Annotated in this window: 23 protein-coding genes and 3 tRNA genes; 17 read left to right on the top strand and 9 right to left on the bottom strand. The window is 74.2% G+C overall.

The window, feature by feature from the left end:
- Nucleotides 1–5 precede the first annotated feature (5 nt).
- From JZ5iCDA_RS01230 to purM, 7 genes are all read left to right on the top strand, one after another.
- Complete coding sequence (locus JZ5iCDA_RS01230) at nucleotides 6–1,574, top strand: RNB domain-containing ribonuclease (protein ID WP_069385457.1); 1,569 nt, start codon at nucleotides 6–8, stop codon at nucleotides 1,572–1,574.
- Nucleotides 1,575–1,583: 9 nt separating this feature from the next.
- The gene (locus JZ5iCDA_RS01225; RefSeq protein ID WP_069385456.1) at nucleotides 1,584–1,955 is read left to right on the top strand and encodes a sterol carrier family protein; all 372 of its coding nucleotides are present in this window, start codon (nucleotides 1,584–1,586) and stop codon (nucleotides 1,953–1,955) included.
- 272 nt (nucleotides 1,956–2,227) lie between these two features.
- Entirely contained in the window at nucleotides 2,228–6,994 is a 4,767-nt protein-coding gene (locus JZ5iCDA_RS01220; protein WP_253181902.1) for an ExeM/NucH family extracellular endonuclease, read from the top strand.
- Between the two features lie 180 nt (nucleotides 6,995–7,174).
- Nucleotides 7,175–7,516: a hypothetical protein gene (locus JZ5iCDA_RS19315; RefSeq protein WP_069385454.1), complete on the top strand. Its 342-nt coding sequence runs from the start codon at nucleotides 7,175–7,177 to the stop codon at nucleotides 7,514–7,516.
- A gap of 206 nt (nucleotides 7,517–7,722) precedes the next feature.
- On the top strand, nucleotides 7,723–8,892 hold the full coding sequence (locus JZ5iCDA_RS01210; protein WP_069385453.1) for an LPXTG cell wall anchor domain-containing protein: 1,170 nt from the start codon (nucleotides 7,723–7,725) through the stop codon (nucleotides 8,890–8,892).
- 45 nt (nucleotides 8,893–8,937) lie between these two features.
- Entirely contained in the window at nucleotides 8,938–10,485 is a 1,548-nt protein-coding gene (gene purF / locus JZ5iCDA_RS01205; protein ID WP_069385452.1) for an amidophosphoribosyltransferase, read from the top strand.
- A 59-nt stretch (nucleotides 10,486–10,544) separates the two neighbouring features.
- On the top strand, nucleotides 10,545–11,684 hold the full coding sequence (gene purM / locus JZ5iCDA_RS01200) for a phosphoribosylformylglycinamidine cyclo-ligase (RefSeq protein WP_069385451.1): 1,140 nt from the start codon (nucleotides 10,545–10,547) through the stop codon (nucleotides 11,682–11,684).
- Nucleotides 11,685–11,780: 96 nt separating this feature from the next.
- Here the strand turns inward: purM and JZ5iCDA_RS01195 are convergent, their stop codons facing one another.
- Nucleotides 11,781–11,990, bottom strand: coding sequence for a DUF3073 domain-containing protein (locus JZ5iCDA_RS01195; protein WP_069385450.1), 210 nt, complete (start codon nucleotides 11,988–11,990; stop codon nucleotides 11,781–11,783).
- 345 nt (nucleotides 11,991–12,335) lie between these two features.
- Here JZ5iCDA_RS01195 and JZ5iCDA_RS01190 point away from each other — a divergent pair, with 345 nt between their 5' ends.
- Nucleotides 12,336–12,548 carry a BldC family transcriptional regulator gene (locus tag JZ5iCDA_RS01190; protein WP_069385449.1) on the top strand — a complete coding sequence of 71 codons (213 nt, stop codon included), beginning with the start codon at nucleotides 12,336–12,338 and terminating at the stop codon, nucleotides 12,546–12,548.
- Between the two features lie 14 nt (nucleotides 12,549–12,562).
- On the opposite strand, the gene JZ5iCDA_RS19895 is transcribed toward JZ5iCDA_RS01190, so the two are convergent.
- The 6 genes from JZ5iCDA_RS19895 to JZ5iCDA_RS01165 form a co-directional block, all read right to left on the bottom strand.
- Nucleotides 12,563–12,691 (bottom strand): hypothetical protein, encoded by a 129-nt coding sequence (locus JZ5iCDA_RS19895; RefSeq protein WP_290438793.1) that lies wholly within the window; start codon nucleotides 12,689–12,691, stop codon nucleotides 12,563–12,565.
- Nucleotides 12,692–12,769: 78 nt separating this feature from the next.
- Entirely contained in the window at nucleotides 12,770–13,075 is a 306-nt protein-coding gene (locus JZ5iCDA_RS01185; protein WP_069385448.1) for a DUF3618 domain-containing protein, read from the bottom strand.
- On the bottom strand, nucleotides 13,072–13,494 hold the full coding sequence (locus JZ5iCDA_RS01180; protein WP_069385447.1) for a phage holin family protein: 423 nt from the start codon (nucleotides 13,492–13,494) through the stop codon (nucleotides 13,072–13,074). Before JZ5iCDA_RS01180 ends, JZ5iCDA_RS01185 begins: the two co-directional genes overlap by 4 nt.
- Nucleotides 13,495–13,664: 170 nt before the next feature.
- Nucleotides 13,665–13,737 (bottom strand) — tRNA-Phe (locus tag JZ5iCDA_RS01175).
- Nucleotides 13,738–13,791: 54 nt separating this feature from the next.
- Nucleotides 13,792–13,865, bottom strand: a tRNA-Asp gene (locus tag JZ5iCDA_RS01170).
- 118 nt (nucleotides 13,866–13,983) lie between these two features.
- Nucleotides 13,984–14,056 (bottom strand) — tRNA-Glu (locus JZ5iCDA_RS01165).
- A 68-nt stretch (nucleotides 14,057–14,124) separates the two neighbouring features.
- Here JZ5iCDA_RS01165 and JZ5iCDA_RS01160 point away from each other — a divergent pair.
- The 9 genes from JZ5iCDA_RS01160 (at nucleotide 14,125) to JZ5iCDA_RS01120 (ending at nucleotide 21,126) form a co-directional block, all read left to right on the top strand.
- Nucleotides 14,125–14,469: a metallopeptidase family protein gene (locus JZ5iCDA_RS01160; protein ID WP_083259525.1), complete on the top strand. Its 345-nt coding sequence runs from the start codon at nucleotides 14,125–14,127 to the stop codon at nucleotides 14,467–14,469.
- Between the two features lie 42 nt (nucleotides 14,470–14,511).
- On the top strand, nucleotides 14,512–14,850 hold the full coding sequence (locus JZ5iCDA_RS01155; RefSeq protein WP_083259519.1) for an ArsR/SmtB family transcription factor: 339 nt from the start codon (nucleotides 14,512–14,514) through the stop codon (nucleotides 14,848–14,850).
- Nucleotides 14,847–15,794, top strand: coding sequence for a cation diffusion facilitator family transporter (locus JZ5iCDA_RS01150; protein ID WP_069385445.1), 948 nt, complete (start codon nucleotides 14,847–14,849; stop codon nucleotides 15,792–15,794). Before JZ5iCDA_RS01155 ends, JZ5iCDA_RS01150 begins: the two co-directional genes overlap by 4 nt.
- 75 nt (nucleotides 15,795–15,869) lie before the next feature.
- Nucleotides 15,870–16,865, top strand: a complete 996-nt coding sequence (galE, locus tag JZ5iCDA_RS01145) for a UDP-glucose 4-epimerase GalE (protein ID WP_069385444.1) — start codon at nucleotides 15,870–15,872, stop codon at nucleotides 16,863–16,865.
- A gap of 87 nt (nucleotides 16,866–16,952) precedes the next feature.
- Nucleotides 16,953–17,864, top strand: coding sequence for a phytoene/squalene synthase family protein (locus JZ5iCDA_RS19545; RefSeq protein WP_069385443.1), 912 nt, complete (start codon nucleotides 16,953–16,955; stop codon nucleotides 17,862–17,864).
- Nucleotides 17,861–19,543 carry a phytoene desaturase family protein gene (gene crtI, locus JZ5iCDA_RS19540; RefSeq protein WP_069385442.1) on the top strand — a complete coding sequence of 561 codons (1,683 nt, stop codon included), beginning with the start codon at nucleotides 17,861–17,863 and terminating at the stop codon, nucleotides 19,541–19,543. The genes JZ5iCDA_RS19545 and crtI overlap by 4 nt, the downstream gene beginning before the upstream one ends.
- Nucleotides 19,544–19,550: 7 nt before the next feature.
- On the top strand, nucleotides 19,551–19,940 hold the full coding sequence (locus tag JZ5iCDA_RS01130) for a lycopene cyclase domain-containing protein (protein ID WP_069385475.1): 390 nt from the start codon (nucleotides 19,551–19,553) through the stop codon (nucleotides 19,938–19,940).
- Nucleotides 19,937–20,257 carry a lycopene cyclase domain-containing protein gene (locus JZ5iCDA_RS01125; RefSeq protein ID WP_069385441.1) on the top strand — a complete coding sequence of 107 codons (321 nt, stop codon included), beginning with the start codon at nucleotides 19,937–19,939 and terminating at the stop codon, nucleotides 20,255–20,257. Before JZ5iCDA_RS01130 ends, JZ5iCDA_RS01125 begins: the two co-directional genes overlap by 4 nt.
- The gene (locus JZ5iCDA_RS01120; protein ID WP_069385440.1) at nucleotides 20,254–21,126 is read left to right on the top strand and encodes a prenyltransferase; all 873 of its coding nucleotides are present in this window, start codon (nucleotides 20,254–20,256) and stop codon (nucleotides 21,124–21,126) included. Before JZ5iCDA_RS01125 ends, JZ5iCDA_RS01120 begins: the two co-directional genes overlap by 4 nt.
- 122 nt (nucleotides 21,127–21,248) lie before the next feature.
- Here JZ5iCDA_RS01120 and JZ5iCDA_RS01115 read toward each other — a convergent pair whose 3' ends face one another.
- Both JZ5iCDA_RS01115 and JZ5iCDA_RS01110 read right to left on the bottom strand, forming a co-directional pair.
- On the bottom strand, nucleotides 21,249–22,139 hold the full coding sequence (locus JZ5iCDA_RS01115; RefSeq protein WP_069385439.1) for an SDR family oxidoreductase: 891 nt from the start codon (nucleotides 22,137–22,139) through the stop codon (nucleotides 21,249–21,251).
- Between the two features lie 140 nt (nucleotides 22,140–22,279).
- Nucleotides 22,280–23,140, bottom strand: an 861-nt coding sequence (locus JZ5iCDA_RS01110; protein WP_069385438.1) for a M15 family metallopeptidase, incomplete at its 5' end; no start/stop codon positions are given.

The following is a 23,140-nucleotide window of genomic DNA, read 5'->3' as shown; positions in this document are numbered from 1 at the left end:
GGTCCGTGCCCAGCCGACACGTGCGTCTCGTCCCGGAGCCGGCGCCCGGCGCCGCCCGCGTCGTCCAGGAGGCCCTCGCCGCGGTGCGCCGCGAGATGGAGATCCCCGACGGCTTCCCGCCCGAGGCGCTCGCCGAGGCGGAGGAGGCGGCGCGGGGCGCCGCCGACGGCGGGGCGCCGGTCGGCGGACCCCGGGGACGCGTCGACCTGCGCGACCTGCCCTTCGTGACGATCGACCCGCCCGGCTCGATGGACCTCGACCAGGCGCTGCACCTCGAGCGGGACGGCGACGGGTTCGTCGTGCACTACGCGATCGCGGACGTCGGCGCGTTCGTCGCGCCGGGCGGCGCGCTCGACGCGGAGGTCCACGAGCGCGGGACGACCCTGTACGCGCCCGACGGCCGCACCCCGCTGCACCCGGCCGTGCTGTCCGAGGGCGTCGCGAGCCTCCTGCCGGGGGAGGACCGCCCGGCCGCGGCGTGGCGCATCGCGCTCGACGCCGACGGCCGGCTCGTCGACGCCACCGTGCGCCGCGCCGTCGTGCGCTCGCGCGAGCGCCTCACCTACGAGCAGGCGCAGGGGCGCGTCGACGGTGGCGGCGGGGAGACTCCCGCCGACGGGCCGCTCGCGCTGTTGCGCACCGTGGGCGAGCTGCGCCTCGCGCGCGAGCGCGAGCGCGGCGGGGTGTCGCTCGAAGTGCCCGAGCAGGAGGTCGTCGCGCACGACGACGGATCGTTCGGCCTCGTCTTCCGCTCGACCCTGCCCGTCGAGGCGTGGAACGCGCAGCTGTCGCTGCTCACGGGCATCGCGGCCGCGCGCCTCATGCGCGCGGGCGGCGTCGGGGTCTTCCGCGCCCTGCCCGCGGCCGACGCGCGGGACGTCGCCCGGTTGCGTCGCACCGCCCGGGCCCTCGGGATCTCCTGGCCGCGCGAGACGGCGTACGCGGACCTGCTCCCGACGCTCGACTCCGCCCTCCCGCGCCACGCCGCCTTCCTCGCCGAGGCGACGTCGCTGTTCCGCGGCGCGTCGTACGAGGCCTTCGGCGGCACGGGCCAGGAACCCGGCGTGCCGGACGACGCCGCCCACGCGGCGATCGGGGCCGAGTACGCGCACGTCACCGCGCCGCTGCGCCGGCTCGTGGACCGCTACGGCACCGAGGTGTGCCTCGCGCTGTGCGCGGGGGAGCCGGTGCCGCGCTGGGTGCTCGACGCGCTCCCCGGACTGCCCCGCACGATGGGCCGCACCGGCCAGCGGGCCGGGGCGTACGAGCGCGCGATCGTCGACGTCGTCGAGGCCGCGGTGCTCGCCGGCCGCGAGGGCGAGGAGTTCGACGCGGTGGTCGTCGACGTCGAGGACGACCGCGAGCGTGCGCGACGTGCCGAGCGCGAGGGCGCCGCGACGACGGCTCCGCGGCGCGGTCAGGTCGTGCTCGCGGACCCGGCCGTGCGCGCCCCGGTCGAGGGCGTCGACCTGCCGCTGGGCGAGCCGGTGCGGGCGGTCCTGCGCGAGGCGTCGGTCGCGGGGCGCCGCGTCCGCTTCGAGGTGCGCGCCCGACCCGACGGCGGCGCGCACTAGCCTGTCCGCATGCCTGCCCGACGCCGCACCGACCCCTCCGCCGGACGTCTCGCCCTGGCCGCGTGGCGGGACGGGCGCGCGGAGCGCCGGGACGTGACGACGGCGGTGCGCTTCACGCTCGAGGAGCTCGCCGACGTCGCGCCGGGCCACACGGTCGAGGTGCGCGTGCCGCCCGCGGGAGCCGTGCAGGCGGTCGAGGGCCCGCGCCACACGCGCGGGACGCCGCCGAACGTCGTCGAGACCGACCCCCAGACGTGGCTCGGCCTCGTCACGGGTGGCGTGGCCTGGGACGACGCCGTGGCCGACGGCCGCGTGCGCGCGTCGGGCGAACGGGCCGACCTCTCGGGCCTCCTGCCGCTGCAGGCGGCACGCCGCCGCTGAGCCCCGCGACCGGGCGGTCACGGATCCGTCACGCCCGGGGCCCAGACCTGGCGGGCGTGGGTGCCCGGGGCTAGCGTCCGTGGGACGACCGGCGACCGCCCGGGCGGGTGCCGCCGCACGAGGGCGTGCGGCGACGTTCGCGCGGTGGTGATCCGGCGGCAACCGACCGTTCACGCGGGTCCGGTGCGATGGCTCTGGCAGGGACGTCGACCGCCCGGGGGAGCGGGGACGGTGCGCTGCCGGGCCGAACGCACGAGATGAAGGAGTCAGGCGTGTCCCATCACCACAACCCGCGGCGACGGAGAGGGGTGGTGGTGGCGAGCACGCTGAGCGCGGCGCTCGCCCTCCCGCTCTCCGCGACCGCGGCCACCGCAGCCGCCTCCGCACCGGGCGCCGTGCCCGCCGCCGTGGACGGCTCCGGCGTCGTGATCAACGAGGCCTACCTGAGCGGCGGCAGCGCGAACGCGCCGTTCACCAACAAGTTCGTCGAGCTCTACAACCCCACCGCCGCGGACGTCTCGCTCGACGGCTGGTCCGTCCAGTACCGCTCGGCGTCGGGCACCGGCGCCTCGCACGGCACCGTCGCGCTCTCGGGCACCATCGAGGCGGGCGGGCACTACCTCGTCGCCGGTGGCTCCAACGGCTCGAACGGGTCGGCGCTGCCGACGCCCGACGCGTCGGGCGGGCTCAACTTCCAGGGCCAGAACGGCACGATCGCCCTCGTCTCGGCGCCCGGCACGGTCACGCTCCCCGTGGGCGACGTCGCCGGTGCCGACGAGCGCGTCGTCGACCTGCTCGGCTACGGCTCCTCGAACACGTTCGAGACCTCCGCGGCGCCCGCGGGCCGCGCGAACAACGCGGGCGGCTCGCTCAACCGGACCGACGCCGCGGACACCGACGACAACGGCGCGGACTTCGTCGTCCTCGACGCCGTGACGCCGCAGAACGGCGGCGGCACCGAGCCCGAGCCGGAGCCCGAGCCCGAGCCGGGCGAGGTCGTCCCGATCGCCGAGATCCAGGGCACGGGCGCCACGAGCCCGCTCGCGGGCCGCACCGTCACGACGCGCGGCGTCGTCACGGCGACCTACCCGACCGGCGGCTACGACGGCTTCTACCTCCAGACCGAGGGGACGGGCGGCGACCTCGGCGAGGACCACGACGCGTCCGACGCGGTCTTCGTGTACTCGCGCGCCGCGGCCGAGCAGGTCCAGCCCGGCGACCACGTCGAGGTGACGGGCACGGTCGGCGAGTACTTCACGCTGACGCAGATCACGCCCGCCGCGGGCGGCTGGTCGGTGCTCGACGAGCCCGCCGAGGAGGTCAAGCCCGCCGCCGTCGCGTTCCCCGCGACCGACGCCGAGCGCGAGGTCCTCGAGGGCATGCTCGTCGCGCCCGCCGGCGACTACACGATCGCCGACAACTACGACACCAACTACTACGGGTCGTTCCTGCTGGCCGCCGGCACCGAGCCGTTCCTGCAGCCGACGTCGGCCGGCCGTCCGGGCAGCCCGGAGGCCGCGGCGGCCGTCGCGGACCGCGCGGCCCGCGCGGTCGTGCTCGACGACGGCGCGACGACGAACTTCAACGGGTCGGACAACAAGTCCGTCCCGCTCCCGTACCTCACGGGCGGCGCACCCGCGCGCGTGGGCGCCGGGGTGACGTTCACGACGCCCGTCGTCCTCGACTACCGCTTCGACGCGTGGACGTTCCAGCCGCTGACGCACCTGCGCGCGGGCGAGGGCGGCAACGCCGAGACCGTGCAGCCGGCGACGTTCGAGAACACGCGCGAGGACGCCCCCGCCGAGGTCGGCGGCGACCTGTCCGTCGCGACGTTCAACGTGCTCAACTACTTCACCACGACCGGCGACCAGCTCTCCGGCTGCCAGTACTACACGGACCGCGCGGGCGACCCCGTCACGGTCCGCACGGGCTGCGCCGCGCGCGGTGCGGCCGAGGCGGAGGACCTCGAGCGCCAGGAGACGAAGATCGTCGCGGCGATCGACGCGCTCGACGCCGACGTGGTCGCGCTCTCCGAGATCGAGAACTCGGCCCGGTTCGGCAAGGACCGCGACCAGGCGCTGTCCGACCTCGTCGCGGCGCTCAACGAGCACGCGGGCGCCGAGGAGTGGGCGTTCGTGCCGTCGCCGGCCGCGCTGCCCGCCGAGGAGGACGTCATCCGCCTCGCGTACATCTACCAGGTGGACGCCGCCGAGCCGGTGGAGGAGTCGCGGATCCTGCTCGACGACCCCGCGTTCGTCAACGCGCGCGAGCCGCTCGCGCAGGTGTTCCAGCCGGTCGACGGGCTCGACGGCTCCGCGGAGGACGACGTGCTCGTCGTCGTGAACCACTTCAAGTCCAAGGGGTCGGGCGACCCGGTGCTGCCGGGCGACGAGGACACCGGTGACGGCCAGGGCCGCTTCACCGCCTCGCGCGTCGCGCAGGCCACGGCGCTCGTCGGCTTCGCCGAGGACGTCGCGGCGGACGCCGGCACGGACAAGGTCCTGCTCGTGGGCGACCTCAACTCGTACTCCATGGAGGACCCGCTCGAGGTGCTCAAGGACGCGGGCTACGTCGACCTCGGCGCCACGACCGGCGAGCAGACCTACCTCTTCGACGGCTACGTCGGGTCGCTCGACCACGTCTTCGCGTCGCCGGCGGCGGCCGAGGCCGTGACGGGCACCGACGTGTGGAACATCAACTCCGTCGAGCCGATCGCCAACGAGTACTCGCGGTACAACTACAACGCGTCGCTCCTGTACGACACGACGCCGTTCCGGTCGTCCGACCACGACCCGGTCCTCGTCGGCCTCGAGCTCGGCGGCGACGCCGAGCCCGGCACCACGACGATCGACCTGCTCGCGATCAACGACTTCCACGGGCGCATCGACGGCAACACCGTGAAGTTCGCGGGGACGGTCGAGCAGCTGCGCGCCGCGAACCCCGACGGCACGGCGTTCGTGTCCGCGGGCGACAACATCGGCGCCTCGCTGTTCGCGTCGGCGCTCCAGGAGGACCAGCCGACGATCGACGTGCTGAACGCTCTCGACCTGGCCACCTCCGCGGTGGGCAACCACGAGTTCGACCAGGGCTTCGACGACCTCACCGGTCGCGTGGCCGACGCCGCGGAGTGGAACTACCTCGGCGCGAACGTCTACGAGAAGGGCACGCAGAACCCCGCCCTCCCCGAGTACGACGTCATCGAGATCGACGGCGTCCAGGTCGGGTTCGTCGGCGTCGTCACGCAGGAGACGCCGTCGCTCGTCACGCCGTCGGGCATCGCGGACCTCGACTTCGGCGACCCCGTCGAGGCGCTGAACCGCGTCACCGCGCAGCTCCAGGACGGCGACGCCGCGAACGGCGAGGCGGACGTCGTCGTGGCGCTCGTCCACGAGGGAGCCGGCGCCGGCACGCCGGACGGCTCGACGCTCGAGGAGGAGGTCGCCGCAGGCGGCGCCTTCGCCGAGATCGTCACGGAGACCGACGCGCGCGTCGCGGCGATCTTCACCGGCCACACGCACAAGCAGTACGCGTGGGAGGCGCCCGTGCCCGGCGTCGAGGGCGCCACGCGCCCGATCGTGCAGACGGGCAGCTACGGCGAGTTCGTCGGCCACATCACGCTCACCGTGGACACGGAGACGGGCGACGTGGTCGAGCACGCGGCGGCGAACGTCGCGCGCACGACGACGCCCGACGCCGAGCTCGTCGCCGCGTACCCGCGCGTCGCCGAGGTCAGCACGATCGTCGCCGACGCGCTCGCCGAGGCCGAGGTCATCGGTGCGCAGCCGGTCGGCGAGGTCACGGCGGACATCACCACCGCGTTCGCCGGCGGGTCCTACGTGGACGGCGTCTGGACGGGCGGCACGCGCGACGACCGCGCGTCGGAGTCCGCCCTGGGCAACCTCGTGGCGAACTCGCTCCGCGACACGCTCGCCGACCCCGCGCGCGGCGGCGCCGACTTCGGCGTCGTCAACCCGGGCGGCCTGCGCAACGAGCTGCTCGTGGGCGAGGACGGCGTGATCACGTACGCCGAGGCCAACGCGGTCCTGCCGTTCGTCAACAACCTGTGGACCGTGACCCTCACGGGCGCGCAGGTGATCGAGATGCTCGAGCAGCAGTGGCAGACGAACGAGGACGGCACGCGCCCGTCGCGCCCGTACCTCGCGCTCGGGCTGTCGGACAACGTGAGCTGGACGGCGGCCACGGCCGACGGCAACGCCGAGCCGGGCGGCAACGTCCTGTCCGTGACGATCGACGGCGAGCCGATCGACCCGGAGGCGGAGTACCGCGTCGCGACGTTCTCGTTCCTCGCGACCGGCGGCGACAACTTCCGGGTGTTCACCGAGGGCACCGACCCGCGCGACTCCGGTCTGGTCGACCGGGAGGCGTGGATCGCGTACCTCCAGGAGAACTCTCCGCTGTCGCCGTCGTTCGCGCGGTCGCGCGCTGTCGTCGGCGAGCTGCCCGGCCCGGTCGCGGCGGGCGAGGACGTGAGCGTCGAGCTCTCGCACCTCGACCTGACGTCGCTCGGGGCGCCGCAGAACACCGAGGTCGCGGGCTACCTCGTGCCGCGCGACGGCACGTTCGACCCGTCGGCGCCGGGCGAGCCCGTCGCGACCGCGACCGTCACCGACGGCGCGGCGACGCTCACCGCCACCGTGCCGGCTGGCACCGCCGAGGGCGCGTACGACCTCTGGGTCGTCGCGTCGCCGAGCGGGACGACCGCGCGGATCCCCGTGACGGTCGAGGCGGCGGCCCCGGCCGTCGAGCTCACCGGTCTCGAGGCGCAGGCCCGCTGCCTCGGCAGGTTCGTCCACGTCGCCGCGCGCGCCACGAGCGCGGAGGACGTGCCGGTCGAGGTCGTCCTGACGACCCCGTACGGCACCAAGCGGTTCCCGAACCTCCAGGCGGGCAAGAACGCGTACCAGGCGTTCAACACCCGCGCCACGACGGTCGAGGGCGGCACGGTGACCTTCACCGCCACGCTCGACGGCGTGACGCAGGAGTACGAGGTGCCGTTCGAGGGCACGACGTGCGGCTGACGGCCTGACCGCAGTCCCGAACCCGCGGCCCGGGTCCGTCCGACGGACCCGGGCCGCGGTGCGTCGTGATCGCGCCCCCGACGGGCCGACGCCGACCGGGGTTGATGCCGACCACGTCGCCGCCCGCCGACGACGTCCGTGCCCGGCCGGCTCCCAGGGAGCGCGGGTAGGGTCGTCCTCGTGAGCAGCGAGCAGTCCCCCGTGCCCGACGACGCGGCCGCCGGCGCGCCCCGGCCCGACGCCGGCCGGGCCGACGAGGTCGAGGTCGAGGGCGTCGTCGACCGCGCCACCGTGCGGCGCGCCCCGCGCTACCGCGCCTTCTTCACGGTGGGCATCCTGCTCGGCCTCGTCGTCGGACTCGGCGTCGGCGGGGCGTGGCTGCAGTCGCCCGCCGCAGCGCCGGTGTTCAAGCCCGGCGTCTACTTCACCGTCATCCTCGTGACGTGCACCGCGCTCGGCGCGGCGGTCGCCGGCGTCTGGGCCGTGATCGCGGACCGCCGGAGCCTGCGCGGTCGCCGCTAGGCGCCCTCGCCTCCGTTCGGCGCCGTCCGTCCGGGAGGCCGCGCCGTTCTCTTGGCGTGACGTGACGAAGATCACCCGTGTCACAGTCCGGCTCCTGCTACTTTGTCGCCGCGGCTTGAGGCGGCCGCGCCGTCGAGCCACCGATGAAGGGGACGCACGTGACACAGCGCAGGGCAGGCTCGAGGGGCGCGGTACTCGCCCTGGTCGTGGGAGTTCTCGTCGCCGGACTCGTCGGCGCACCGGCCACGGCCGAGGAGCTGGAAGCTCCCGGCGCGACGGAGAGCGCGGAGGCGCCGGTGACGTCCGAGGGCGTCGACGCATCGGAGACCGCCGAAGGTGTGAAGGCTCCGGAGGCGACCCAGGGCGAGCCCGCGGCGCTGCCGGAGGGGGCGACTGCTCCGGCGCCCTCCGACGACGGCACGGCCACCACCACGCCGCAGGAGGCGGCCACCGGCGCCGAGCCCGGACCTGAGCCGGGGACGGCGACGCTCGCTGCCGAGCCCGTCCTCGAGATCGACCGGACGACGTTCACGAACGCCGACCGTGCGAACGGCTTCCTTTTCACCGGTACTGGCTACACGCCCGGTGCGGACATGGTGTTCTGGATCCCGTCCGGAGGCGACGACTGGGCGGACGCGTACCACGAGGTGCCGGTCGGCGGCGACGGCACGTTCAGCTTCCACTTCGTGCCCGGGACGATCGACGGGGACGACTCCGCCCTCCGGCCCGACGAGTACCGGGTGTGGGTGGAGGAGCGTCTCGCACCCATGGAGTACCGGACGGTCGGCTGGTTCACGCTCGAGCTCGTGACCCCTGTGGTCGAGGTGGACCGGACGACGTTCACCGACGCCGACCGGTCCGACGGGTTCGTCCTCACGGGGTCGGGCTTCGCCCCGGGCGCGAGGGTGCTGATCGACCTCGCGTACACGGGTGTGGACCTGTCCACCATGCACTACGACGTGACAGCCGGTGACGACGGGACCTTCACCTTCCGCTTCGTCCCCGGTGGTCCGCACCCGGAGCACCCCGAGGACCAGCCGAGCCAGTACATCCTGTTCGTGCGGCAGGTCGTCGCCGGGATCGCGCAGCCCGTGGACTGGGTCTACCTCGACCGCGTGACGCCGGAAGAGCCTGCTCCCGTCCCTGCGCCGATCCCGGCCCCGGGTCTGTCACCGGCTCCCGTCGCCTCGCTCACCGCGTCGACGCCCGGGACGACCGCGACGCCTTCTGCGAAGCCGATCTCCGAGGCCAGGAGCAGCGGTGGCCTGGCCGAGACGGGATCCGACGGCACCGTGGTTCTCGTCGCGCTCGCCCTCGTGCTGGCCGGAGGTGCGCTGCTGGCGCTGCGTCGTCACGTCGCGACCGCGTCGCGCTGACCCGGCGCTTCGGCCAGGCGAGGCCGCTGTGGGACACTGAGGTACGTGGCCCCCCGCGGAGATGGACTTCTCAACCACGACCTCATGCCCGGCGAGAAAGGCCCGCAGGACGCCTGCGGCGTCTTCGGCGTCTGGGCGCCCGGCGAGGAGGTCGCCAAGCTCGCCTACTTCGGCCTCTACGCCCTGCAGCACCGCGGGCAGGAGTCGGCCGGCATCGCGACGAGCAACGGCGAGCAGATCCTCGTCTACAAGGACATGGGTCTGGTGTCCCAGGTCTTCGACGAGACGGCGCTCAACGCGCTGACCGGGCACATCGCCGTCGGTCACTGCCGGTACTCCACGACCGGCGGCGTGACGTGGGAGAACGCCCAGCCGACGCTCGGCGCGACGTCGTCGGGCACGGTCGCCCTCGCGCACAACGGCAACCTCACGAACTCGGCGGAGCTCGTCAACCTCGTGGCCGAGCGCTACGGCAGCCAGCGCCGTGGCGAGCTCGCGCGCGGCAACACCACGGACACGGCGCTCGTCACCGCGTTGTTCGCGGGCGACGCCGACCACACGCTCGAGGCCACGGCGCTCGAGGTCCTGCCCCGTCTCCGCGGCGCCTTCTCCCTCGTCTTCATGGACGAGCGCACCCTGTACGCGGCGCGCGACCCGCAGGGCGTGCGCCCGCTCGTGCTCGGCCGCCTCGAGCGCGGCTGGGTCGTCGCGAGCGAGACGCCGGCCCTCGACATCGTCGGCGCGTCCTACGTGCGCGAGGTCGAGCCGGGCGAGCTCATCGCCATCGACGCGGACGGCCTGCGCTCCCAGCGCTTCGCCCCGACCGAGCGCGCGGGCTGCGTCTTCGAGTACGTCTACCTCGCCCGCCCCGACACGACGATCAAGGGCCGCTCGGTGCACGCCGCGCGCGTCGAGATGGGCCGCCGGCTCGCCCGCGAGTACCCCGTCGAGGCCGACCTCGTCATCCCCGTCCCGGAGTCGGGCACGCCCGCCGCGGTCGGCTACGCCGCCGAGTCCGGCATCCCGTTCGGCCAGGGCCTGACGAAGAACGCGTACGTCGGCCGGACGTTCATCCAGCCGTCGGACACGCTGCGCCAGCTCGGCATCCGCCTCAAGCTCAACCCCCTGCGCGAGGTGATCCGCGGCAAGCGGCTCGTCGTCGTCGACGACTCGATCGTGCGCGGCAACACCCAGCGGGCGCTCGTGCGGATGCTGCGCGAGGCCGGCGCGGCCGAGGTCCATGTCCGGATCAGCTCCCCGCCGGTGAAGTGGCCGTGCTTCTACGGCATCGACTTCGCGTCCCGGGCCGAGCTCATCGCGAACGGCCTGTCGCCCGACGAGATCGGGCAGTCGCTCGGTGCCGACTCCCTCGGTTACATCTCCGCCGAGAGCATGATCGCGGCGACCGAGCAGCCGTCGTCGCAGCTGTGCACCGCGTGCTTCACGGGGAAGTACCCGATCGAGCTCCCGCCCGACGACCAGCTCGGCAAGCACCTGCTCGAGCAGGCCGAGCTGCCGCTCGGCGCGCCCGAGGACGGCCTCCGCTCGCTGTCCGTGAGCGCGGGCGGCGGCAGCGCGCTGCAGCACCCGTGACCGTCGCCCGCCCGGCGACCTCTTCCTCGACTCCCTCGACGACACCTGGAGCCACGACCGTGACTGCCGACGCGCCGCAGAACCCCGCCGGCCTGACCTACGCCGCCGCGGGCGTCGACACCGAGGCGGGCGACCGCGCCGTCGAGCTCATGAAGGACGCCGTCCGGCGCACCCAGGGCCCGCAGGTCCTCGGGGGGGTGGGCGGCTTCGCCGGGCTGTACGACGCCGCCGAGCTCACGCGCTACCGCCGCCCGCTCCTCGCGACGTCCACGGACGGCGTCGGGACGAAGGTCGCTATCGCGCAGGCGATGGACGTGCACGACACCATCGGTTTCGACCTCGTCGGCATGGTCGTCGACGACATCGTCGTCGTCGGCGCGAAGCCGCTGTTCATGACCGACTACATCGCGTGCGGCAAGGTCGTGCCGGAGCGCATCGCCGGCGTGGTCCGCGGCATCGCGGCGGCGTGCGAGGTGGCGGGCACCGCGCTCGTCGGCGGCGAGACCGCGGAGCACCCGGGTCTGCTCGCCGAGGACGAGTACGACGTCGCCGGCGCGGCGACGGGCGTGGTCGAGGCCGACGAGCTGCTCGGCCCCGACCGCGTGCGCGAGGGCGACGTCCTCGTCGCGCTCGCGTCGTCGGGCCTGCACTCCAACGGCTACTCGCTGGTCCGCGCGGTGCTGAGGCACGCCGGGTGGGGCCTCGAGCGCCACGTCGACGAGCTCGGGCGCACGGTCGGGGAGGAGCTCCTCGAGCCCACCCGTGTCTACGCGAGCGACTGCCTCGCCCTCGCGGCCGACGACGCCGCGCAGGTCCACGCGTTCACGCACGTCACCGGTGGCGGGCTCGCCGCGAACCTCGCGCGCGTGCTGCCCGCCGGCCTCGTCGGGGTCGTGGACCGCGCGAGCTGGGACGTCCCGGCGGTCTTCCGCCTCGTGCGCGAGCTGGGCGGCGTCCCGCGCGGTGACCTCGAGAGCACGCTCAACCTCGGCGTCGGCATGGTGGCCGTCGTCGGGGCAGACGGCGTCGACGCGGCGCTTGCGCGGTGCGCGGCGCTCGGCCTGCCGGCGTGGGTGCTCGGCTCCGTCGAGGCGTACGACCCGGAGTCGGTGCGCGGCGTCGCGGACGGCGACCTCGTCGCCGGCACCAAGGGTGTGCAGGCGGGGGCGGTCCGGCTCGTGGGCGACTACCGGGGCTGACGCACGACGACGGCGCGACCGCCGTGCGGCGGTCGCGCCGTCGTGAAACAGGGGTGGATCAGGCTCCGCGACGAAGGCGGACGCGAGAACCGACCGTCAGCGGTCGTCGGACCAGTCGTTGTAGCGCTGGTCGTAGCGCTCGAGGTCGTCCACGGACTCGACGCCGAAGCGGGAGTCCGTCACGACATCCGTGTGGCTGTGACCGGTGAGCTCCTGCTCGAGAGCCCTGTAGTTCGTCTCGGGGCTGTAGTACTTCAGCGCGCGAGCGACCTTGGTCTGCTTTGCCTTCTGACGGCCGCGGCCCATGGCTCCGACCCCCTCAACGTAGAAGCGGGGCGGCAACGTGCTCAGACGTGCGGCCCCGGGGTGTAGTTTCGTCTGTTCAGGGTCCAACGGTACATGCTCGGGCCCTATTCCATCCACTCAGGACGCGTGCTCCGGCTCACCGCAGGCGGGCGCCGTCAGCGCCGGAATGCCGCAGGACCGTCGATACGACCCTTCCGGCCATAGACCACCTAATTCACCCCTCCGGCACCCCTCCGTCAAGTCGCCCCAAATCCGCATCCTGCGACAATGGACAGAACTGCGATCGTGCTGTCGTCGTGATCCGGGGCATCCGCCGGACCAGCGCGAACCAGGAGGAGGTGCCCTATGTCCATGCACGGAGAGTCCGAGGTCTTGCTCACGCCGGCCGAGGTGGCAAGCCTCTTCCGCGTCGATCCCAAGACCGTCACCCGCTGGGCGAAGGCCGGCAAGCTCTCGTCGATCCGGACGCTGGGCGGCCATCGCCGGTACCGCGAGTCCGAGGTGCGGGCGCTCCTGGGCGCGGCGAGCGAGCCGGCGGAGGGCCCCGACAAGGGCTGACGGCACGGGTAACGCTAGAGCACGGCCGGGGCGAGGGCAAGGGTCGGCTCCGCCCCGGCGAGCGCCGCGACGAAGCGGTGCGGGAGCGCTCCCAGGTCGCACGTGGTCGCCCCGTGGGAGTGCCCGGCGAGGAGGCGGTCCACGGCGCGACCGCGGCCGGGCCGCGTCAGGGACGACGCGCGCGGAGCCGCGGAGAGCGCGGCATCACGAAGAGCGCGGCGTCACGACGAGCGCTTGCGCACGATCCCCGTCACGACGAGCGCGACGGCTGCGACGGCGACACCGAGGAGCACCTTGACGTTGCGCGAGCGCTCGGGGTCGGCCTCCGGCAGGCCTCCGCCCGTGAGGAACGCGCCGGTGTCGGACGCCGCCTGCTTGGCCTGCTTCGCGACGTGCGAGGCCTGCACGCGGGGGTCGAGCCGCGTCGCGAGCTCGTCCACCGTCCCGGCGAGCTCGGCGCGGGTGCGCGCGATCTCGTCCTCGAGCTGGGACTGGGTCTGTGCCGGGGCCTTGTCGGCGGCGCTCACGAGCGCACCCCCTTCTTGATCGTCTCGACGTCCTCTTTGATGCTCTCCACCGCCGTCGTCGGCGTGGGCGGGACGCCGCGCTGCAGCTGCTTGAGCCCGACGAACGCCAGGCCGCCCGCGATCAGCACGAGGACGAGCCCGACGATCAGGGCGGCGAGCCACGTCGGCATCACGGTGGCCAGGCCCTCCATGCCCGCGGCGAAGAGGAAGCCCAGGCCGTAGAGGACGAGGACGCCTCCGACGACGAGCATCCCGGCGCCGACGCCGGCGTACCTGGCCTTCTCCTTGAGCTCGGCCTTGGCGAGGGCGATCTCGGACCGGACGAGCCGCGTCGCCTGCTCGGAGAGACGCTCGACGAGCTGCCCGACCGTCGGCTTCTGCTCCTCGGGCGGTATGCGCCCGTCGATCCAGTCGCTCATGTGCTCACCCTCTCGCCGGTGGATACGCGTCCAACTCAACCGGCACCGTCTCGGGTCCGCAACTTCCGGGCAGGTCAGGGGGTGTCGGCGGGCGGGCGCGGGCGTCGCGAGACCGGGCTGGTCCACCGACGAGAAGACCCCCACCCGGTGCCCGGGTGGGGGTCTCGATGTGGCTCCGACCGGCGTCGATCCGGTGACCTTTCGATTTTCAGTCGAACGCTCTACCAACTGAGCTACAGAGCCCTGACACGAAAGCCCGGGCGGCCGTTGCCGACCGTTCCGGGCTCTCGCCTCGCGCGACCCTGACGGGACTTGAACCCGCGACCTCCGCCGTGACAGGGCGGCGCGCTAACCAACTGCGCTACAGGGCCTTGCTGTTCTTCCACGTCCGCCGTCCGGCGGCCCGCTTTCGAACCGAGAGGATCGTACCGTACCGGCGAGCCGATCCGTAAATCGGCTGGTGGGTGCCGGTCCAGCCACGATCCCACGTACCCCCAACGGGATTCGAACCCGTGCTACCGCCGTGAAAGGGCGGGGTCCTAGGCCGCTAGACGATGGGGGCTCGAGGACGTCGGCCAGTGTACAGGCGGAGCGGGTCGCGGGGCGGGGCAGGATGGACCCGTGGTGGACATGTCGCGCGAGGAGTTCGAGGACGCCGTCCGGGACGGGCTGGACCTCGTGCCCGCGGACCTGGCGGCGCAGATGGACAACGTCGTCGTGCTCGTGGAGGACGACGCGCCGCCCGACGACCCGGAGCTGCTCGGCGTCTACGAGGGCGTGCCGCTCACCGAGCGCGACCACATGTGGGCGGCCGGGTCGCTGCCGGACCGGATCACGATCTTCCGGAACCCGACCCTCGCCATCTGCGAGACGCGCGAGGACGTCGTCGAGGAGGTCGCGATCACGGTGGTCCACGAGATCGCGCACCACTTCGGCATCGACGACGACCGCCTGCACGAGCTCGGCTGGGCCTGACCGGACCTGGTCGGCATCGCCGCCCAGCGATAACATCGTCGCATGGCGATGAATGGGCGGGCAGGCCGCGACGTGCCCGCCGTGCACGACCACGAGGCGGTCGCACGACTGCTGCACGCGCTCGCCGAGCCCAGCCGGCTCGCCCTCGTGCACCTGCTCACCGGCGCGGAGCGGCGCGTGGTCGACCTGACGCGCGAGCTCGGCCTCGCGCAGTCGACGGTCTCGGCGCACCTGACGATGCTGCGCGACGCCGGCGTCGTCGCGGTGCGGCGCGAGGGCCGCTCGTCCTGGTACCGGCTCCATCGTCCCGAGGTCGCGCACCTCCTCGCGGACGCGGAGCACGTCGCGCTCGCGCCGCTGCCGCGGGAGGAGGCCTCGTGACCGGTCACCATCACGGGAGCGGCGCCCACGGCCGCTCTCACGCGACCGCCCACGGCACCGCGACACGCGCGCACCGCCGCCGGCTCGCCGTCGTGCTCGCGATCACCCTGGTGGTCATGGTGGGGGAGGTGGTCGGCGCGCTCGCCTCCGGATCGCTCGCCCTGCTCGCCGACGCCGGGCACATGCTCACCGACGCGTCGGGCATCGCGCTCGCGCTGCTCGCGGGCTGGCTCGCCACACGCCCGCCGACGACGCGGCGCACGTTCGGCTGGCAGCGCGCCGAGATCCTCGCGGCCCTGGCGAACGCGCTGATCCTCGGCGCCGTGGCCGTGACGGTGGTCGTCGAGGGCGTCGGGCGGGCGGTGGACCCGGACCCCGGCGTCGACGCGGGGATCATGATCGCCGTCGCCGTGGTCGGGCTCGTCGCCAACGTGGTCGGGCTGCGGATCCTCGCCCCGGGGCAGGGGGAGAGCCTCAACGTGCGCGGGGCGTACCTCGAGGTGCTCGGCGACCTGCTCGGGTCGGTCGCCGTCGTCGCGGCGGGCGTCGCGGTGGCCGGCGGGTTCCCCCGCGCGGACGGGGTCGCGTCCGTGGCCGTCGGCCTCATGATCCTGCCGCGCGCGCTGCTCCTGCTGCGCGACGTCGTGCACGTCCTGCTCGAGGCGACGCCGGCCGGCGTCGACCTCGGCCAGGTGCGCGCGCACATCGAGGGCGTGCCGGGCGTCGTCGGCGTGCACGACCTGCACGCGTGGACCATCACGTCCGGGGTCCCGGTGCTCTCGGCGCACGTCGAGGTCGAGCCGCGCCTGCTCGAGCGCGGCGACGGGACGGACGTGCTGCGCCGGCTGCGGACGTGCCTCAGCGGCCACTTCGACGTCGACCACTGCACCTTCCAGATCGAGCCGCCCGACATGCGGGGCACGGAGACCTCGGCCCACCGCTGAGCGGTCGGCGCCGGCCCCGGGTGCGCGGTCGGGCCGCCCCGGTCCTGGGCGGGCGTGCCCCGCTAGGCTGGCGCCATGACGATCCTGGTGACCGGCGGAGCGGGGTACATCGGCGCGCACGTGGTGCGCCTGCTGCAGGAGCGGGGCGAGGAGGTCGTCGTGGTCGACGACCTCAGCACCGGGCGCGCGGACCGCGTCGGCGACGCGACGCTCGTCCAGCTCGACGTCGCCTCCTCCGAGGCCGTGGACGTCCTCACGCGCGCGATGACGGAGCACGGCGTGCGCGCCGTCGTCCACTTCGCCGCGCGCAAGCAGGTCGGCGAGTCGGTCGAGAAGCCGGCCTGGTACTACCAGCAGAACGTCGGCGGGTTCACGAACCTCGTCACGGCCATGCAGGCCGCGGGCGTCGACCGCCTCGTCTTCTCGTCCTCGGCCGCGACCTACGGCATGCCGTCGGTCTCGACGGTGGAGGAGAAGCTGCACGCGGAGCCCATCAACCCGTACGGCGAGACGAAGCTCGTCGGCGAGTGGCTCGGCCGCGCCGCCGGCCGCGCGTGGGGCCTGCGGTTCGTCGCGCTGCGCTATTTCAACGTCGCGGGCTCCGGCTGGCCCGAGCTCGGCGACCCCGCGGTCCTCAACCTCGTCCCGATGGTGCTCGACCGTCTCGAGCGGGGCGAGCGGCCGAAGATCTTCGGCGACGACTACCCGACGCCCGACGGCACGTGCATCCGCGACTACATCCACGTGCTCGACCTCGCGCAGGCGCACCTGGCGTCGCTCGACTACCTCGACGCCGACGAGCGCCCGTTCGACGTGTTCAACGTCGGGACGGGCGAGGGCTCGTCGGTGCGCGAGGTCATCGACGAGATCGGCAGGGTGAGCGGTCTCGACGTCACGCCGGAGGTCTTCCCGCGCCGTGCGGGCGACCCGCCGCAGCTCGTCGGCGACCCGCGCCGCATCAACGAGGTGCTGGGTTGGCGCGCGACCAACGGGCTCCCGGAGATCATCGCCTCGGCATGGGAGGCCTGGCAGGCAGGTCCGCGACGCATCGAGGTGCCCGCCGACGTGTGAGGTCGCCCACCTCGTGAAATCATGCGTTCCTCAGCATGCTGAGGAACGTGTCGCGGCGCGTTCCCGACGACCGGACGGGGTGGTGGCGTGGGCGCCGAGCAGGACCTGTACGACCGCACGGCGGCACGCACCAGCCGTGTGGTGCTCGCGTCGTACTCGACGTCGTTCGGTCTGGGGGCGCGGCTGCTCGACGCCGCGACCCGGGACGGGATCGACGCCGTGTACGGGCTGGTGCGCATCGCCGACGAGGTGGTGGACACCCGGCGTGGCGACGGCGCGGGCGAGCTGCTCGACGAGCTCGAGGCGGAGACGGCGCGCGCCCTCGAGCGCGGCTGGTCGACGAACCTCGTCGTGCACTCGTTCGCCCGCACCGCACGACGCTGCGGGATCGGGCACCGCGAGGTCGACCCGTTCTTCGCGTCCATGCGCACCGACCTCACGGTCCAGGTGCACGACCGCGAGAGCTACGAGCGCTACGTGTACGGATCGGCGGAGGTCGTCGGGCTCATGTGCCTCGCCGTCTTCCTCAACGCCCACCGGCAGCCGGGCGAGCCGCTCGCCGTGGCCGACGAGAGGATCGAGCGCGGCGCCCGGGCCCTCGGTGCCGCCTTCCAGAAGATCAACTTCCTCCGCGACCTGCGCACCGACTACGCCGAGCTCGGCCGGCGCTACCTGCCCGGCGTGGTCCCGGACCGCCTGCGCCGGCGCGACGTCGAGGCGTTCTGCGCGGAGGTCGAGGCCGACCTCGCGGCCGCGCGCGCCGCGCTGCCCGGCCTGCCGGTCCGCGCACGGATCGCCGTCGCCGCGACGGTCGCGGTGTACGAGCGGCTGCTCGCCCGGCTCCACGCGACGCCGCCGCACGAGATCCTGCGCACGCGCGTGCGCGTGCCCGACCCCGTGAAGGTCGCGCTCGCGGCCCGGGCGGCGGGCACGCAGCTGCTCGGGCAGGTGTCGGCGAACCGCGCCCGGACCGCCCCGCGCGACCGGGTCCTCGCGTGAGGGCCCCGCGCGTCGCCGTCGTCGGCGGGGGCATCGCCGGTCTCGCGACGGCGGCTCTGCTCGCACGCGGCGGCGCCCGGGTCACGCTGCTCGAGCGGCACGACGCCGTCGGCGGCCGGGCGGGGACGCTCGAGGTGGACGGCTTCCGGTTCGACACCGGCCCGTCGTGGTACTTCATGCCCGAGGTGTTCGAGCACTTCTTCGCGCTGCTGGGCGAGCGGATCGAGGACCACGTCGACCTCGTGCGGCTCGACCCGGCCTACCGCGTGTTCTTCGAGCCGGACGGCGCCGGGACGTCGGGCGCCGCCGACGTCGCGTCGACGCTCGAGGTGAGCACGGACCGCGCCGCGACCCTCGCCGCGTTCGACGCGCTCGAGCCCGGGGCGGGCGAGCGGATGGGCGCGTACGCCGACGCCTCGAGCGAGGCGTACCGCCTCGCGCTCGACCACTTCCTCTACACGACGTTCGAGCGTCCCGACCGCGCGCTCGCGCCCGAGGTGCTGCGCCGGCTGCCGCGGCTCGCGCGCCTGCTGACCCGGTCCCTCGCCGAGCACACGGCGAGCACGGTCGACGACGAGCGCCTGCGCCAGGTGCTCGGGTACCACGCGGTGTTCCTCGGCTCGTCGCCGTACCGCGCCCCCGCGCTGTACTCGCTCATGAGCCACCTCGACCTCGTCGACGGCGTGCTCTACCCGCGCGGCGGCATGTACACGGTCATCGAGGCGGTCGAGCGCCTCGCGCGCGCCGAGGGCGTGGAGGTCCGCACCGGCGTCGAGGTCGAGGCGGTCGAGGTGGAGCCGGGTGCCCGACGCCGCGGGCGCGCCACGGGTGTGCGGCTCGCCTCGGGCGAGCTGGTGCCCGCGGACGTCGTCGTCTCGGCGGCCGACCTGCACCACACCGAGACGCGCCTGCTGGACCCGCGGTGGTCGACGCGGCCGCAGGAGTGGTGGGACGAGCACGGGCCGGGCGTCTCCTCCCTCCTCGTGCTCGCGGGCGTGCGCGGCGAGCTGCCCGAGCTCGCGCACCACTCGCTGTTCTTCACGAAGGACTGGCCGCGCAACTTCGACGCCATCCTCGGCTCGGGCCCGGGCAGCGCGGTGCACGAGCTGCACGCGCCCGAGCCCGCGTCGCTGTACGTGTCCCGCACGTCCGCGACGGACGGACCGACGTCGGACGCCCCCGCGTCGCCGCCCGGGCACGAGAACCTGTTCCTCCTCGTGCCGTTCCCGGCCGACCCGTCGCTCGGCGCGGACGAGCCGTCGCAGCGCACCCTGGAGGGGCTCGCCGACGGGTACCTCGCCCAGGTCGGGGCGTGGGCGGGGATCGACGACCTGCCCGGCCGGGTCGTGACGCGCACCGTCCTCGGCCCGGCGCACTTCGCGACGGAGCTCTCGGCGTGGCGCGGCGGCGCGCTCGGCATGGAGCACACGCTGCGCCAGTCGGCGATGTTCCGGCCGGGGGTGGTCTCGCCGCGCGTCGACGGGCTGTACCACGCCGGGTCTGGCACGATCCCGGGGGTGGGACTGCCGATGTGCCTGATCAGCGCCGAGCTCGTCGCCAAGCGGCTGCTCGGGGAGACCTCCGCCCGGCCCCTGCCCGCCCCGCTGCGGCCCGGGTTCCTCGCGGCGAGCCGCCGGCCCGAGCGGCTCGGTGCGCTCCCCGTCGCGGTGCGTCGGTGAGCGGGCGATGACAGGACTGCTCTACCTCGCCGCCCTGCTGGGAGCGATTACCGGCATCGCGCTCCTCGACCGGCGCTTCCGCCTCGCGTTCTGGGCGGACCGGCGGCGCACGGTGCTCACCGTCGGGATCGCCGTCGTGGGCTTCCTCGTCTGGGACCTCGTGGGCATCGGGCTCGGGATCTTCTCGCGCGGCGAGGCGCCGTACATGACCGGCCTGCTGCTCGCGCCCGAGCTGCCCGTCGAGGAGGCCGTCTTCCTCACGCTGCTCTGCTACAACACGCTCGTCGCGTGGCGCTGGTTCGACCGCGTCGCGCGCCGCCGCGTGGCCGCGCGCTCGGCCGGCGCCGGGAGCGGCGCGGTCCCGGACCGCGCGGCGGACGGGGAGGCGCGCTCGTGACCAACATCGTGCTCAACGTCGTCGTCATCGCACTCGTCGTCGCCGTCTCGTGGCGCGTCCTGCGGCGCCTGCGGCCCAGCGGCCTCGTCTGGACGACCGTGCTCATGCTCCTGCTGACGCTCGTCTTCGACACGCTGATGATCGCCGTCGGCCTGTACGTCTACCATCCCGAGCGGATCCTCGGCGTGTACGTGTGGGGCGCCCCGCTCGAGGACTTCGCCTACCCGCTCGTCGCCGCGCTCGCCGTGCCCGCGCTGTGGGAGGTCCTCGGCCGCCGTCGCGCTGTGGTCGACGAGGTCGACGAGGGCACGACGTGAGGGAGGTACTCGCCGCCTCCCGGCCGTTCTCCTGGATCAACACCGCCTACCCGTTCGCCGCGGGCTACCTCGTCGCGACCGGCGGCCACGTGGACGTCGCGCTCGTCGTCGGCACGCTGTACTTCCTCGTCCCGTACAACCTGCTGATGTACGGGGTGAACGACGTCTTCGACTACGAGAGCGACCTGCGCAACCCGCGCAAGGGTGGGATCGAGGGAGCGCTCGCGGACCCCGCGACGGCGCGGGCGACGCACCGGCGCATCCTGTGGGCGTGCGCCGTCACCAACGTGCCGTTCCTCGTGTGGCTGCTCGCGCTCGGCGACGCCTGGGCCGCCGTGACGCTGCTCGTCGTCGTCCTCCTCGTGGTCGCGTACTCCGCACCCGTGCTGCGGTTCAAGGAGCGGCCGCTCCTCGACTCGTTCACGTCGGCGATGCACTTCGCGGGGCCGCTGCTGTACGCCCTCGTGCTCGTGGACGCCGACCTCGCCGCGCGCACCGTGTGGCCGGTTCTCGTCGGGTTCGTGCTCTGGGGCATGGCCTCGCACGCGTTCGGCGCGGTGCAGGACGTGCGCGCCGACCGGGAGGTGGGCATCGGCTCGGTCGCGACCGTCATCGGTGCGCGGGCGACCGTGCTCGCCGCGGCGGGCGCCTACGTCGCCGCCGCCGCGGTGCTCGCCGTGCTGCCCTGGCCGGGCGTCCTCGCGGCGCTGCTCCCGCTCCCGTACGCGGCAAACGTCCTGCGGTTCCGCGGGGTGACGGACGCCGACTGCGAGCGCGCGAACGCGGGCTGGCGCACCTTCCTGTGGCTCAACCTCGTCACCGGCTTCCTCGTGACGATGCTCCTCATCGCGGACGCGCTGAGCGCGTAGGCGGGACCGGCCCTGTCCGGCCGTCCTCGGCCGTCCGTCCTCGCGGTCCCGCGTCTTCGCCCGACGCGCGGACGGCCGGCCCGGAGAACCGGGCCGGCCGTCGCGGTCGTGCGGTCAGCGGATCAGAAGAGCTTGCCGCCGGTGACGGCGAGGTGGTCGCCGGAGATGTAGCTCGACTCCTGCGACGCGAAGAACACGTACGCCGGCGCGAGCTCGGCGGGCTGGCCGGGGCGCCCGAGCGGCGTGTCGCCACCGAACTGCTCGACCTTCTCCTCCGGCATGGTCGCCGGGATGAGCGGCGTCCAGATCGGACCGGGCGCCACGGCGTTGACGCGGATGCCCTCCTCGGCGAGCTGCTGGGCCAGGCCGCGCGTGAAGTTGAGGATCGCGGCCTTCGTCGACGCGTAGTCGAGCAGCTGCGGGCTCGGCTCCGACGCCTGGATCGACGTCGTGTTGATGATCGCGCCGCCGCGGGGCAGGTGGTCGAGCGCGGCCTTCGTGATCCAGAACAGCGCGTAGAGGTTCGTCTTGAGCACGCGGTCCAGCTGCTCGGTCGAGATGCCGCGCAGGCCCTCGTCCTGGGCCATCTGGTACGCGGCGTTGTTGACGAGGACGTCCAGCCCGCCGAGCTGGTCGACGGCGTCCGCGACGAGCTGCTGGCAGAAGGCCTCGTCGCGCACGTCGCCGGGCAGCAGCACCGCGCGGCGCCCGGCCTTCTCGATCCAGCCGGCCGTCGTGCGCGCGTCCTCCTCCTCCTCGGGCAGGTAGCCGATCGCGACGTCGGCGCCCTCACGGGCGAACGCGATGGCGACGGCGCGGCCGATGCCCGAGTCGCCGCCGGTGATGAGGGCACGCTTGCCCTCGAGGCGGCCCGACCCGACGTACGTCTCCTCGCCGTGGTCCGGCTCCTGCGACATCTCGCCGGTGGTGCCCGGGGGCTGGAGGTCGTCGGCCGGCTGCTCCGGCTGCGGCTCCTGGGTGGTCGGGTCCTGCGGGGTGGTCTGGTCGGGCATGGGGTCCTCCGGTCTCGGGTCCAGGGGTGCCTCCAGCATGGGGCGCACCGCGCGCGCTCGCACCGCGTCGGGGGACGACGACGCCCCGCGTCCGGGGCGGACGCGGGGCGTGGTCGTGCGGTGCGCGGGTGCGCGACGGGTCAGGACAGGTCGCCGAACTCCCAGTGCCACGGCTCGTTCTTCGAGCCGCCGGCGCGGGCCCACTCCGGGTTGTCGAAGCCGAACGCCGGGGCGTTGGCACGCATCCACTCGTACTGCGCGGTGCCGTAGTCCTGGATGCCGCCGCCGAGGTCGAGCGCGAGGCCCCACCCGTGGTTCGACGTGCCGGGGACGGCGGCGAAGTAGCCGCGCGACGCCTTCATCGAGACCTGCTCGTCGAACGAGCGGTACGAGTCGGTCACCGAGATGTCGGTGCCGAACGCCTCGCGGTACTTCGCGTTGAGCGCCTCGAACTGGTGCGCGGCGTCGCAGCGCAGCAGGTCACCCGGCGCGAACGACACCTCGCACAGCACGTCCGTCGGGATCTGGCCGTTGCCGTAGCCCTCGGTCGAGACGGCCCACGCCGCGAGCTGCGCGGCGATCTCCTCGGGCGACGGGGGAGCCGGGACCACCTCGGGGACGGGCGTGGCCGGCACCGCGACCTCGGGCGCCGGCGGGGCGGGGGCCACCTCGACGGCGATCCCGGCCTCCGAGGCGTCGAGCAGCGTGCGCAGCTCGGTCGTGAGGGCGGTGATCTCCTCGTCGGTCGCGGCGGGCTCGGCGGTCGTGGCCGCCGCGTCCTCGGCCGTGGCCTCGGAGGCGGGCTGCTGGGTCGCGTCCTGCTCGGTCGTGTCCTGCTCCGGCGCGGGGTCCGCGGTCGGGACGGCGGGGAGGGGCGCGGGCAGGCCCGCGTCCTTCGCGTCCTCGGCCGGGAGCCGGACGAGCGGCGGGGTGAGGGTCGGCGCCTCCTCGAGCGGGGCGGCGAGCTCGTCGAGCGGCGTCCGCTCGGCGGCGCGGCTCGC

It is taken from the genome of Cellulosimicrobium cellulans (assembly GCF_001722485.1).
Classification (GTDB): Bacteria; Actinomycetota; Actinomycetes; order Actinomycetales; family Cellulomonadaceae; genus Cellulosimicrobium; species Cellulosimicrobium cellulans_A.
The sequence above is the reverse complement of the archived record's forward strand: the minus strand, read 5'-3'. Positions and strand labels throughout refer to the sequence as shown.

Coding starts and splice junctions, on each gene's coding strand:
- JZ5iCDA_RS01225 (WP_069385456.1), top strand. CDS start 1,584: ATGCCTGCCCGACGCCGCACCGACCCCTCCGCCGGACGTCTCGCCCTG.
- JZ5iCDA_RS01195 (WP_069385450.1), bottom strand. CDS start 11,990: ATGGGCCGCGGCCGTCAGAAGGCAAAGCAGACCAAGGTCGCTCGCGCG.
- JZ5iCDA_RS01190 (WP_069385449.1), top strand. CDS start 12,336: ATGTCCATGCACGGAGAGTCCGAGGTCTTGCTCACGCCGGCCGAGGTG.
- JZ5iCDA_RS01180 (WP_069385447.1), bottom strand. CDS start 13,494: ATGAGCGACTGGATCGACGGGCGCATACCGCCCGAGGAGCAGAAGCCG.
- JZ5iCDA_RS01160 (WP_083259525.1), top strand. CDS start 14,125: ATGTCGCGCGAGGAGTTCGAGGACGCCGTCCGGGACGGGCTGGACCTC.
- JZ5iCDA_RS01155 (WP_083259519.1), top strand. CDS start 14,512: ATGGCGATGAATGGGCGGGCAGGCCGCGACGTGCCCGCCGTGCACGAC.
- galE (WP_069385444.1), top strand. CDS start 15,870: ATGACGATCCTGGTGACCGGCGGAGCGGGGTACATCGGCGCGCACGTG.
- JZ5iCDA_RS01130 (WP_069385475.1), top strand. CDS start 19,551: ATGACAGGACTGCTCTACCTCGCCGCCCTGCTGGGAGCGATTACCGGC.
- JZ5iCDA_RS01115 (WP_069385439.1), bottom strand. CDS start 22,139: ATGCCCGACCAGACCACCCCGCAGGACCCGACCACCCAGGAGCCGCAG.